This window comes from Pseudomonas sp. B20(2017), assembly GCF_002113125.1.
Taxonomy (GTDB): Bacteria; Pseudomonadota; Gammaproteobacteria; order Pseudomonadales; family Pseudomonadaceae; genus Aquipseudomonas.
On sequence record NZ_NEJP01000001.1, the window covers coordinates 598,128 to 609,580 of the forward strand.

11 protein-coding genes are annotated in these 11,453 nt (G+C 60.8%); 2 read left to right on the top strand and 9 right to left on the bottom strand.

Translation table 11 applies throughout. The annotated features are described in order from the left end of the window. Positions 1 to 21: 21 nt before the first annotated feature. The 9 genes from CAF63_RS02980 to CAF63_RS03020 all read right to left on the bottom strand — a co-directional run bounded on the left by CAF63_RS02980 (position 22) and on the right by CAF63_RS03020 (position 8,042). On the bottom strand, positions 22 to 558 hold the full coding sequence (locus CAF63_RS02980; RefSeq protein ID WP_085683338.1) for a DUF4376 domain-containing protein: 537 nt from the start codon (positions 556 to 558) through the stop codon (positions 22 to 24). After that, positions 558 to 3,269, bottom strand: coding sequence for a phage tail protein (locus CAF63_RS02985; RefSeq protein ID WP_256574480.1), 2,712 nt, complete (start codon positions 3,267 to 3,269; stop codon positions 558 to 560). The genes CAF63_RS02980 and CAF63_RS02985 overlap by 1 nt, the downstream gene beginning before the upstream one ends. Further along, positions 3,270 to 3,905 (bottom strand): phage tail protein I, encoded by a 636-nt coding sequence (locus CAF63_RS02990; protein ID WP_085683339.1) that lies wholly within the window; start codon positions 3,903 to 3,905, stop codon positions 3,270 to 3,272. Continuing rightward, positions 3,902 to 4,897, bottom strand: coding sequence for a baseplate J/gp47 family protein (locus CAF63_RS02995; RefSeq protein ID WP_085683340.1), 996 nt, complete (start codon positions 4,895 to 4,897; stop codon positions 3,902 to 3,904). Before CAF63_RS02995 ends, CAF63_RS02990 begins: the two co-directional genes overlap by 4 nt. Further along, positions 4,894 to 5,226 (bottom strand): phage baseplate protein, encoded by a 333-nt coding sequence (locus tag CAF63_RS03000; RefSeq protein ID WP_085683341.1) that lies wholly within the window; start codon positions 5,224 to 5,226, stop codon positions 4,894 to 4,896. The genes CAF63_RS02995 and CAF63_RS03000 overlap by 4 nt, the downstream gene beginning before the upstream one ends. Positions 5,227 to 5,240: 14 nt before the next feature. Continuing rightward, positions 5,241 to 5,849, bottom strand: a complete 609-nt coding sequence (locus CAF63_RS03005) for a phage baseplate assembly protein V (protein ID WP_085683342.1) — start codon at positions 5,847 to 5,849, stop codon at positions 5,241 to 5,243. Positions 5,850 to 5,852: 3 nt separating this feature from the next. Further along, positions 5,853 to 6,374 (bottom strand): hypothetical protein, encoded by a 522-nt coding sequence (locus CAF63_RS03010; RefSeq protein ID WP_085683343.1) that lies wholly within the window; start codon positions 6,372 to 6,374, stop codon positions 5,853 to 5,855. Positions 6,375 to 6,446: 72 nt separating this feature from the next. Next, the gene (locus CAF63_RS03015; protein ID WP_085683344.1) at positions 6,447 to 6,785 is read right to left on the bottom strand and encodes a phage holin family protein; all 339 of its coding nucleotides are present in this window, start codon (positions 6,783 to 6,785) and stop codon (positions 6,447 to 6,449) included. Positions 6,786 to 7,307: 522 nt separating this feature from the next. After that, a complete protein-coding gene (locus CAF63_RS03020) occupies positions 7,308 to 8,042 on the bottom strand; it encodes an XRE family transcriptional regulator (RefSeq protein ID WP_085683345.1) in 735 nt (244 codons plus the stop codon). Between the two features lie 210 nt (positions 8,043 to 8,252). Between CAF63_RS03020 and mutS the strand changes: the two genes are divergently transcribed. Together mutS and fdxA are read left to right on the top strand one after the other, a co-directional pair. After that, positions 8,253 to 10,835: a DNA mismatch repair protein MutS gene (gene mutS, locus CAF63_RS03025; protein WP_085605231.1), complete on the top strand. Its 2,583-nt coding sequence runs from the start codon at positions 8,253 to 8,255 to the stop codon at positions 10,833 to 10,835. 163 nt (positions 10,836 to 10,998) lie between these two features. Continuing rightward, positions 10,999 to 11,322 carry a ferredoxin FdxA gene (fdxA, locus tag CAF63_RS03030; protein WP_007908827.1) on the top strand — a complete coding sequence of 108 codons (324 nt, stop codon included), beginning with the start codon at positions 10,999 to 11,001 and terminating at the stop codon, positions 11,320 to 11,322. The last annotated feature ends 131 nt before the right edge of the window (positions 11,323 to 11,453 follow it).

The window sequence follows — 11,453 nt, forward strand, 5'->3', positions numbered from 1 at the left end:
AAGCCCCAATGTACGGGGCGTTTAGTCGAGATCTGCGGTATCGGTCGACGATGAATCCGGCCAGCCCTCGGCCAGCATTTCGTCGTAGTACTCGCCTGCCTCGATTGCGCGTAACAACGTCAGTTCGCGGTCAAAACAGGCCTGTACGTGCGCCCGTACTGCCTTTGCAATATCGATGATCTGCGCAGCGCCGATCTCGACGAAACCCTTCAATGTTTTGAAATTGCAGCGGTATTCCGGATCGAGGACAGCCGATAGGCCGGTACTGGCGATCAGCGCCTGGCTGTCGCGTGTTGTCTCGATTTGCAGACCGTCGACGACAATGCCAACCCCCTCACGCACGAATCGCTCAGCCGCCACGGACGCCTTGAGTTCATCCAGCGACACGACCGGAACTCCCGGCGGTGCAAACTGCTTGCCGTCGTACAGCCAGCCTTCCTCGACCTCGCCGGGGCATTCGATCCAGATCATGTCCGGGTGAAACATTGTCTTGATGTCGCCGTCGGTTTCGAACAATTGGGCAGCCTTGCCCATGTACAGGAGTGCGTACTTCTTCATCAGGCGTATTCCTCGAAAATAACAACACCGCCAGCTCCCGGCGCGCCATTACGAGCAGCACTGGACTGGCCGTTGGCCACACCACCAGCACCGCCCCCGTATCCCGTACCGGTCTGAATCGATGCGCCGATACCGTAGCCACTTCCACCTGCCCCAAGCGGCCCGCTACCACCATGGCCAGCCAGCGTCGAACCATTGACGGATACACCTGGATGTCCAGGTGCCCCGGGCATGTTGAGCAAGTTGCCCCCCGAGGCTGGCGCCCCCGGATAACCACCTACGTACAAGGCATAACCTGATGTCGAAACAGCAATGGCAAAGATTGATCCCAGCCCACCGGGGGTAGATAACAGAGCCCCCACCGATGAGGCACCGCCTGTACCACCACCGGTTCCTGTTGTGCCTGAAGCGGTTCCTGCGATCCCCCCGAGCCCTACGATTACCGACTGACTCGCGCCGATATCCGCTGCCGTCAGTAACGCCTCCGCATAGCCACCAGCCGCGCCACCACCAGACGCTGCGACTTGGCCTGCTGCCGTAGCAGACGCACCGCCAGATCCTGCACCAGCGCCCACAATTCGAATCCACACCTTCTTCATCCCCGGCGTCGGAATGTAGGTGCCGTTGTCCGTGAATTTCTGAATATTTAGAAGGCGCCCAAACTCGTTTTTAATCACCCGCTGCTCAAGCGCGGCGATATCAATCGTTCCCTGATTAACCGGTGTGTTCCAGGCCTTGATGCACCACATCACCGCCAAGTTGCGCGGGCGGGTTTCGGTCGAGGTACGTGCTACGCGGGAGGCATCAAAATTGGCACCATGAAAGCCTGTAACGGCATTGGTATTAGCAGTTACCAAGGCGGAGTTAAGGGCGACGAAGGCACCCGTTGCCGTCTTGACATCCAAGTTCCCATCAAACCCACCGGTAATATTCTGCAAGGCGTCCAGCTGAACACTTCCAACCGCCCGCCCCGCATCTACGCCACGCCCATGATCCCAACCACGCAGGAACTCACCACGCGTATCCGGTAGCCGCGTATAGCTCGCGTCGTCACCGACGATGTTGAATTTCTTGTTCAGGTACGTCGCAAGATGCGGATAGAGCGCGTCCTGAAACAGACTGCCGTTCGCTTCCAGATAGCCAGGAGGCACTACACCAGCGGGGAACGGCATCAAGGCGCCCACCGGTACCGCCGATTTCATTTTTTCCAGCTCGGCGGTCAGGGCGGCGACGTCGATGTTTCCCTGATTGACCGGAGCGTTCCAGGCCTTGATGCACCACATGACGGCGATGTTGCGGGGGCGGGTTTCTGTAGCAGCACCGAAGTTATAGGTTCTTACACGACCGATACTCAGCTCCGCATTGTCACCTTCCGTACGCAATACCCAGTCGGCCGCAGTATCCTTCAACACTACTGTCGGAATCTCTCCATTCGGGTCAACGGCCTGTCCACCTCCCGAGCCTGTCGGAAGAAAATGGTAGTGAGCCTTGAGACTGTCTGACTGAGTACTGCCAGATGCACGCCCGGCATCCACACCCCGCCCATGATCCCAACCGCGCAAGAATTCCCCACGTGCCTCAGGCAACCGGAAATTCCCGACACCCTCATCACCCTTGTTGAACTTGCCGCCCAGATAGGCGCTCAAGTCAGGGTAGGTCGCGCTGCTCTTGACGCTGTTGTCCAGCTCCAGAAAACCCGGTGGCGGTGTATCAACGGGGAAGGCAACAATCGAGCCCACCGGCAACGCCGATGCCTTGGCAATCAGCGCCTCGACTTCAGCCTTGGTGTACGAATCCTTGATACCAAAACCGGCCAGCGTGTCCGGATTCGAGCCGGCCGTCGCGCGGCCGTATTCGTCGACGCTCAGACTCTTGTAAGTCCCAGCGGTAATGCCCGTGCGCCCTGCCAGCATCTTGAATGTCAGCGCGGTGGTGCCGAGGGTGATCGGCGCGTTGGTAGTCAGGTGCCACAGCGAATCGCCGTTGAGCGTGCCCTCTTCCACCATCACCGTCAGGCCTGGCGTGACCTTGGCGCTGACGTTGGCATCGTTGGCCCGAACCCAATCGCCGTTGGCGACGATCCACAGCCCGTTGTCCTTGGCCAGGGTCTGATTCGGCAGCAGCACGCGATCACCGGCGATCACTGCAACACCGTCGATTTGCTGCGCACCGTTCAACACCACGTTGGCGGTGGCGGCGACACGTACCGATTGTTTGCCGTCGAGTTTGCCGAGTTCTTCGGCGAGGTAGCTCATGACCCAGGCGCGGGTGGCCTTGACCACCGTGTCGTCGATCAGCAGCGTCACCAGCGAGGCATTGCTGGTCTCGAAAATCGAGCGGATGTAGAACTCTTTGCCCGAGCCGGATGTGGCCAATACCGGTTTGAACGATTCCGGATATTTGACGATGGCATAGAGAATGCCGGTGTCGGTCCAAAGCCCGGCTTCACGCACATACCAGCCACCGACGTCCGGCGGAATGGTGACTTCGGCGAGCAGCCAGCTCGGATTCTTCTCGTCCTGGAACAGGGCGTTGAGCGGTCCGCGCCAGACTTCGCGTTTCAGCGCGGTGGCCGTCGCGGCCGGGTTGTAGACCGCGCCGCCGCCATCGCCGACGGAAATCTGCGTCAACTTGATCGGTACGCCCGCTGCCTTGCAGGCGGTTTCGTAGGCAATCCCTGCGTTGGTGAGCAGGGTGTAATAGTCAGCCATTCAGGCCCCCTGAGGATAAATAGTGGATGTTTCGACGGTGTACAGAGCGGCCGCCATGAAGGCCTCGCCGGATGTCTCGAGTCCTTCGAGGAACACCGGATAAACAGTGGTCAGCTCACCGCAAAAGGTCGCGGCGCCGATGACGTGATTGCCGAAGGCGCTGAGGCCGACCGATACCGACAGCACGTCCCGTTCGCTCTTGGCATCAGCCAGGCGTCGGTCGAGACGGGCGTCGATTGCTTCGCTGTAGGGTTGTTCGGTGAAGGCTCGCACGGAGAAGCTGTAAGGCGCGCCCGGCGGTGTCTGCTCGTACCAGGCGCGGACTTCCGGCCTCAGTTGCAAACCCTTGGCGGCGTTTTCCAGCGCCTTGCGAGTGCCGGCCTGGCGCGCGGTGGGCCAGGCCAGTTCGACGGTCAGGCGTTTTTCCGCTTCCGGTGCGTCAGTGCTCCATTCGGCCACTCCACGATCTGCGGCGAGATACGGCAGAAACGCGACGGGCGTAGAGGCCGGATTCATCAGTTCGGGAAACGGCGGCGCGATGCGGTCGAGCAAAGCGCCGAAGCCGATATCGAGCGCCCGTTCCAGCGCCGAGCTGTTGGCCGGCAGCAGAGTCGGACGCGGTGTCTGGTCCGTCATAGCGTCTGCACCTCGACTTCGACTGCCGTGCAGTACGGCGCTTGAAACGCCGAGCACACAATGGGCGCCAGCGGTTCAAGGATCTGCAATTGCACGGCGCCGGCGCTGTGCAGCGTGTAGTCGATCCAGCTCGGATCGACCCGGCCTTCCAGGCGATGGCAACTGTCGGCGTAGGCTTGCAGATGCTGCTCGGCGGCGACCTTGGTCAGGCCGGAATCCGGGCCGGAATTGATCTTTGCCACGACGCGGATTGTGTAGCGCTGAATCTCGGCACCTTTGACCGTGACCTTGTCGGTTTCCGGACAAACATCGGGCCGGGCAAAGTGTTGGCGTACACCTTCGAGCAACGTCGCGGATGGCGTACCGTCGCCTTCGCGGGCAAGCACGGTGACTCGCACTTCACCCGGCGCGGTACGACGGCCATTACCGTCCTTGACCTGCGCGGCGAGGCCATCCGGGTCGAAGGTATAAGTGACGTTTACCACGCCCGCATCGGTGGATTCGACTTTCACCGCCGGCCGCTCGCCGAGGGTGAACACCTCGCGGCGATACTGCATCCGCGACCCCGCCGCCGGTGCATGGGGTGCAAGGTAATAGCGCAGCCGGGCGTCGTCGTCGCTCTCGTAGATCGCCGGCACTGGCGGGAATGCCGCCGGATCACCCGGATCGAGCAACTGTCGCTCCAGGCCCATGTCCGCCAGTCGTGCGTCGAGGTTGCTGCCGGTAGCCCACCAAGCCAGCATCTGCTTGATCCGGGCGTTGTATTTGCGTTCGTGGGTTTGCAGGCGAACGCAGAAAGCTTCAAGCGCCAGGGTCAGCAGTTCGCTTTCGTTTTCCAGGCTGGTCTTGAGTTTTTCCGCGCTCTGCGGCGAACGTGCGCCGACGTACTCGATGACGAATGTCTTGAACTCGGCGAGCAGATCCTCGAAGGCATCGACCTTGATCAAGGAGGGTTCGGCCAATTGATTCTGGCCGGGGATCAACATGCTCATGTCACGACCTCGAAAGTCTGTTGGCGGTTTTTCCAGGTACCGGCAAACCGCAGCAGCAAACCAGCGCCCTGTCGGGTGGCGACGATCACACCGGGCTGGAAATCGCTGATGCCGTTTTGCGGGTTGTAGAACGCCTGGGCTGCGTGGCTCTGGGCGAGCAACAGGATGTCGTCGCCCAGGTTTTGCCCCAGCAACGTGGGGATCAACGAACCATAAAGGGGCCTTTTTTGCCGGGTGCCCAGCGGCGTGGTCAGGGCCCGGGTCGCGCGCTGCACAAACTGCAGCCAGTCGTCGACCGTGGCCCCGCTGTCTCTATCGATTCCGATCATGGGAAGCTCTTGATTCAGGGGCTGATGACGCGGCCTTGGTGATCCACCAGCGGGCCGCTGAAATGCACGCCCGAGGCGTCGATGGTCAGGCCGACCGCGCCCAGTTGCAGGGAGATCGCTTGCGGGGTCATCGCCAGCCGTGCCGGCCCGATGCTCAGCTCAAGCGATTCGCGGGAGCCGTTGAAGGCGGCCGGACCGTTTTGCCAATGCAGCGTGTGCGTGGCGTCGTCGTAGCCACTTTCGCTGCCGTCCTGATGAACACGACGAGTCAACGTCGGCACCGTCGAGGTCGGCGGAAAGCGGTCGCTGTTCAGGCCGAACAGCGCCACGCTCTGCGCGCCGCTTTCACCGCTGCCGTAGTTGAACAGCAGACACTGCTCACCCACCGTCGGGATCCGCGATTCGCTCTGTGCGCCGGCGCTGGGGTTGAAGAACTTGATGGCGGGTGTCAGCAAACCACCGTGGCTGACCCGGCAGGTGTTGCTCGCGGCATCGACTTCCTGACAGATGCCGATGCGGCAATAACTCTCGGCGCGCCGGTGCAGGTCTTCGATCTCGGCTTCCATTTCCGCCAGGCGCTCGATGATCGGGCCCAGCTGCATTCGCAGTAACGCGTCGAACATCGGTCAGGCCTCCAGCGAGGTGTATTGGTCGGGATCGTCGATGTCGCTGACTTCCCAGGTGCGGGCGAATTTCGGTGTACCGAGCGGGTCGTCCAGCAGGGTCGGGCCCAGGTAGAGGGTCTGGTTGAACGACAGGGTCCAGGCTTTGTTCGGCTGATCGGCGCGGATGAGCAATGACGGCATTCCATCGATGTTCATCGGCAGATCGCATTGATCGCCGGGCAAGCCCCAGCGGTTGTCGGTGACCAGGTTTTTCAGGGCGGCGATCAGGTCACAGGCGGCAAACGCCGTGGCGGACAACGCCGGGATGACCTGCAGCGACAGCGTCAGTACATGGGCGATGCGACCGTTGGCGGCGCGTTCTCCCGGTGCATTTCGCTCAATGTCGATCAGCACCCATGCCTTGTCGCCGGGGGCTGTGAAGTCATCGTGATTGCCGACCTGCACGTTCAGCTCGGCGCTGTTGCGCAAGGCTGTGGCGATTGCCGTGAACAGCTGCGAAGGCTGCTGGATCGGTGTGGGCATGCTTGACCTCCTTTTCTGATGTCCACGCGAAGTCCCGCCGCACGGCGTGCAGCGAGACAGGAAAGTGAAGGGTTATTGCGGATCGCGCGGGGGTACTTCGCAGACGCCGATGCGCTTGGCGGCCCAGCGTTCATACAGACCGATGGCCACGTCGGCACCGGCCATTGCGGTGAGGCAACCAAATGCCCCGGCAGCCCAGATCGACATACCGGCGGCGTACAGCAGCATGATCGCCGACACCCCGCAGATCATGCAGGCGCCGGAACGCAGGGCCAGCCGGCGAATCAGCGGCCAGCCGCGAGCACCTTCCTTGTCGGCGCGCCACATTTCGCCGGACACCCCGCCCACGACGGCAAGGAGGATGACCAGCCAGATTGGCATGTCCGCCAACGCTTGTTGCTCGTTTGTCATGTCACGCCTCCTGGTGTGATGGATGAGTGTTGTGTGTTGGGTTCAATCGTTTTCTCTTGAGGCAGGCATTCCAAAAAGCCCGGCATTTCGCCGGGCTTTTCAGTAATGCACTCCTTTGCCTTCCTTCCATCCTGTGTACGTGAAGGAAGCTGACTTTTCGGCGCTACTGGCGCGGTACGAGTCCATTCAAATTGTTTTTCCGACCGCGGTCCCTGCCCGCCGGATAACTGCTTCTGGTGCTTTACGCTGCACACCCGGGTCAGTTGCCAACCCTCTGAACCGTTGAGGCCGGTTCATCGCTGCCTGTTCTTGTGGAACTAAAGAGCTGTTGTTGCCAGCCGCTTTGTCGAGCGGCTTGGTGGCAAGAATATGCATGGATGCATATACAGTCAATGCGTAAATGCATTTATTTATGCGCAGGAAATGCGTTAATGCATGAAAGCCCCGCCGTTCAAGGGTTGGCCGGTTTTCTACAGGCGAAAAAAAACCCGCCGAGACGGGTTTTGTCAGAAGGGAATCAGTTTACCGGGCGTACATGCCCCACCAGAAAACGTGACCGAGGATGACGATCTGCTCTTCCTGCATGTCCTGGAAGCTGTAGTCCTCGTCCGGGTGTTCATCGCGATTGAAGCTGCGCAGACGGATACCGGTAGGCAGGCGATAGAGTTGCTTCACTCGCAATTGGCCATTGTGGTTGATCGCATAAAGGTCGCCATCAATGATGTCGCCAATACCGCATTTGCCCGCGTTGACCCCGACCGTGGCGCCGTCGCGCAATACCGGCAACATGCTGTTGCCCCGTACCGTCACGCATTTGGCCTGGTCGAACTGCACACCGTTATGGCGCAGACTGCGCTTGCCGAAGCGCAGGCTGGAGCGTTCGCTCTCTTCGATGACGAATCTTCCTGATCCAGCAGCCAATTCAACCTCGCGAAGAAAGGGCACTGACACCTCGTCGTCATCGACTGGCGTGTCGTCGTCCCACAGGCTTATGTCCTTGAGTTCGGAATGCAACTCGTCGCGTCCGCCGTTGCCGGCGGGCGCAACATCCGCGCGCCCGCGCAACTGATCGGTGCTCACGGCAAAGTACTCGGCGATCTTCGAGATGTGCTTATCCGAAGGATCGACGATCTTCCCGCTGAGAATCCGCGAGAGCGTGGATTGGGGCACGCCGGTGCGACGGTGAAGCTCCGTGGGGGAGATCCCGTGCTGGTCGAGCAGTGCTCTTAAGACGGTAGATACGTTGCGTTTTTGCATAACGCGCATAGTGCTTGAAGTTTTTCGGGAAGACAAATGCTGATTTGCATAAATCGTGCATAGTCGACCTTTTTTCACCCGATGCGTGTCACCCGGCCGCGATGCCTGCGTCCGACAGACAGCCCATGGTAACCTTGCGCCCATCGCGGAAAAGCCCGGCCACTGCCGCGCTTTTGCCCCACACCTTTGAACGAGTTGCCTGACAATCCGATGAATAAAGCCGTCTCCGACCTGTCCTCCCACACCCCGATGATGCAGCAGTACTGGCGCCTGAAGAATCAGCACCCGGACCAGCTGATGTTCTACCGCATGGGCGACTTCTACGAGATCTTCTACGAAGACGCGAAGAAGGCGGCCAAGTTGCTCGACATCACCCTGACCGCGCGCGGGCAGTCGGCGGGTCAGGCGATTCCGATGTGCGGGATTCCCTATCACGCGGCGGAAGGCTACCTGGCGAAGCTGGTCAAGCTCGGCGAGTCGGTGGTGATCTGCGAACAGGTTGGCGACCCGGCTACCAGTAAAGGCCCGGTAGAACGTCAGGTGGTGCGTATCATCACCCCAGGCACGGTCAGCGACGAGGCGTTGCTGGATGAGCGTCGCGACAACTTGATCGCGGCGGTGCTGGGCGACGAGCGCCTGTTCGGCCTGGCCGTGCTGGACATCACCAGCGGTAACTTCACGGTGCTGGAGATCAAGGGCTGGGAAAATCTGCTGGCGGAGCTGGAGCGAGTCAACCCGGTCGAGCTGTTGATCCCGGATGACTGGCCGAAGGATCTGCCGGCGGAAAAACGCCGTGGGGTTCGTCGCCGTGCGCCGTGGGATTTCGAGCGCGACTCGGCGCTGAAAAGTCTCTGCCAGCAATTTTCCACCCAGGATCTGAAAGGCTTCGGTTGCGAAACCCTGACCCTGGCGATCGGTGCCGCTGGTTGCCTGCTGGCGTATGCCAAGGAAACCCAACGCACCGCCCTGCCCCATCTGCGCAGCCTGCGCCATGAGCGGCTGGACGACACCGTGGTGCTGGACGGCGCCAGCCGTCGTAACCTCGAACTCGACACCAACCTGGCCGGTGGCCGCGACAACACTCTGCAATCGGTGGTCGACCGTTGCCAGACCGCCATGGGCAGCCGCTTGCTGACCCGTTGGCTCAACCGCCCGCTGCGCGATTTGACCGTGCTGCTGGCTCGCCAGACCTCGATCACTTGCCTGCTCGACCGCTATCGCTTTGAAAACCTGCAACCGCAGCTCAAGGAAATCGGAGACATCGAACGGATTCTGGCGCGGATCGGCCTGCGCAACGCCCGCCCTCGCGACCTCGCCCGCCTGCGCGATGCCCTGGGTGCGCTGCCTGAACTGCAAGTGGCGATGACCGATCTGGAGGCGCCGCATCTGCAACGCTTGGCGACCACCACCAGCACTTACCCGGAACTGGCGGCGCTGCTGGAAAAAGCCATCATCGACAACCCGCCGGCGGTGATCCGCGACGGCGGCGTGCTGAAAACCGGTTACGACAGCGAACTCGACGAGCTGCAATCGCTGAGCGAGAACGCCGGCCAGTTCCTGATCGACCTGGAAGCCCGGGAAAAGGCCCGTACCGGCCTCGCCAACCTGAAAGTCGGCTACAACCGCATCCACGGCTACTTCATCGAGTTGCCGAGCAAGCAGGCCGAGTCGGCGCCGGCAGACTACATCCGCCGCCAGACCCTCAAGGGTGCAGAGCGCTTCATCACGCCAGAACTGAAAGAGTTCGAGGACAAGGCGCTGTCGGCCAAGAGCCGCGCCCTGGCTCGCGAGAAAATGCTCTACGAGGCGTTGCTGGAAGACCTGATCAGCCAGTTGCCGCCGCTGCAAGATACCGCTGGCGCGCTGGCCGAACTGGACGTACTGAGCAACCTCGCCGAACGTGCGCTGAATCTCGACCTGAATTGCCCGACATTCGTCAGCGAACCGTGCATGCGCATCTCCCAGGGCCGTCACCCGGTAGTCGAGCAAGTACTGACCACACCGTTCGTGGCCAACGACCTGAGCCTGGACGACAACACCCGCATGCTGGTGATCACCGGTCCGAACATGGGCGGTAAATCCACCTATATGCGCCAGACTGCACTGATCGTGCTGCTGGCACACATCGGCAGCTTCGTGCCGGCGGCCAGTTGCGAACTGTCACTGGTGGACCGGATCTTCACCCGGATCGGTTCCAGCGATGACCTCGCCGGTGGTCGCTCGACCTTCATGGTGGAAATGAGCGAAACCGCGAACATCCTGCACAACGCAACCGAGCGCAGCCTGGTGCTGATGGACGAAGTCGGTCGCGGCACCAGCACTTTCGACGGTTTGTCGCTGGCATGGGCGGCGGCTGAGCGACTGGCGCAACTGCGTGCCTATACTCTGTTTGCGACGCACTATTTCGAACTGACCGTGTTGCCGGAAGCCGAACCGCTGGTGGCCAACGTGCACCTCAACGCCACCGAGCACAACGAACGCATCGTGTTCCTGCACCATGTGTTGCCGGGGCCGGCGAGCCAAAGTTATGGTCTCGCGGTTGCACAACTGGCCGGTGTGCCGAGCGAGGTGATCGTGCGTGCTCGTGAGCACTTGAGCCGACTGGAAGACACCGCACTGCCGCATGAAGCGCCGAAGCCGGCCGCCAAGGGCAAACCGGCGACGCCGCAGCAGAGCGATATGTTTGCCAGCCTGCCGCATCCGGTGCTGGATGAGTTGGCGAAACTGGATCTCGATGACGTCACGCCACGCCGCGCACTCGAAATGTTATATGCACTGAAGAACCGGATCTAAGCACCGACGAACCGGATATAACGCAAACGCCTTCAAGCTGTTAGAATCTCGCGCGGTTCGGGATGCTGCTGGCTAATAGCCTGGCTGGCAGACATCGCTCCCGAATCTGGCGACCCCAACCGTGAAGGGGCAACGCTGCCGCCGCCTGAGGAGAAAATTAGAAATGACCTTCGTCGTCACCGACAACTGCATCAAGTGCAAGTACACCGACTGCGTAGAAGTCTGTCCGGTGGACTGCTTCTACGAAGGCCCGAACTTCCTGGTCATTCACCCGGACGAGTGCATTGACTGTGCCCTGTGCGAACCGGAATGCCCGGCCGTAGCCATTTTCTCCGAGGACGAAGTTCCGGAAGAGATGCAGGAGTTCATTCAGCTGAACGTCGAGCTGGCCGAGATCTGGCCGAACATCACCGAGAAGAAAGAATCGCTGCCGGATGCCGAAGAGTGGGATGGCGTCAAAGGCAAGATCAAAGACCTCGAACGCTGATCTGTCCCGCGTTTGAAGAAAAGGCCCCTCGCCAGACTGTGTGAAAACACACTGACAGGCCTTAGACCAAACGCCCCGACTTATTCGGGGCGTTTGTTTTTGTGCTGAAAAAGGCTCTTCAGCCCATCAGT

What these genes read in the sequence shown, in the direction of transcription:
- fdxA (WP_007908827.1), top strand. Translation starts at nt 10,999, where the DNA reads ATGACCTTCGTCGTCACCGACAACTGCATCAAGTGCAAGTACACCGAC.
- CAF63_RS02980 (WP_085683338.1), bottom strand. Translation starts at nt 558, where the DNA reads ATGAAGAAGTACGCACTCCTGTACATGGGCAAGGCTGCCCAATTGTTC.
- CAF63_RS03020 (WP_085683345.1), bottom strand. Translation starts at nt 8,042, where the DNA reads ATGCAAAAACGCAACGTATCTACCGTCTTAAGAGCACTGCTCGACCAG.
- CAF63_RS02995 (WP_085683340.1), bottom strand. Translation starts at nt 4,897, where the DNA reads ATGAGCATGTTGATCCCCGGCCAGAATCAATTGGCCGAACCCTCCTTG.
- mutS (WP_085605231.1), top strand. Translation starts at nt 8,253, where the DNA reads ATGAATAAAGCCGTCTCCGACCTGTCCTCCCACACCCCGATGATGCAG.
- CAF63_RS03005 (WP_085683342.1), bottom strand. Translation starts at nt 5,849, where the DNA reads ATGTTCGACGCGTTACTGCGAATGCAGCTGGGCCCGATCATCGAGCGC.
- CAF63_RS02990 (WP_085683339.1), bottom strand. Translation starts at nt 3,905, where the DNA reads ATGACGGACCAGACACCGCGTCCGACTCTGCTGCCGGCCAACAGCTCG.
- CAF63_RS03000 (WP_085683341.1), bottom strand. Translation starts at nt 5,226, where the DNA reads ATGATCGGAATCGATAGAGACAGCGGGGCCACGGTCGACGACTGGCTG.
- CAF63_RS03010 (WP_085683343.1), bottom strand. Translation starts at nt 6,374, where the DNA reads ATGCCCACACCGATCCAGCAGCCTTCGCAGCTGTTCACGGCAATCGCC.
- CAF63_RS03015 (WP_085683344.1), bottom strand. Translation starts at nt 6,785, where the DNA reads ATGACAAACGAGCAACAAGCGTTGGCGGACATGCCAATCTGGCTGGTC.
- CAF63_RS02985 (WP_256574480.1), bottom strand. Translation starts at nt 3,269, where the DNA reads ATGGCTGACTATTACACCCTGCTCACCAACGCAGGGATTGCCTACGAA.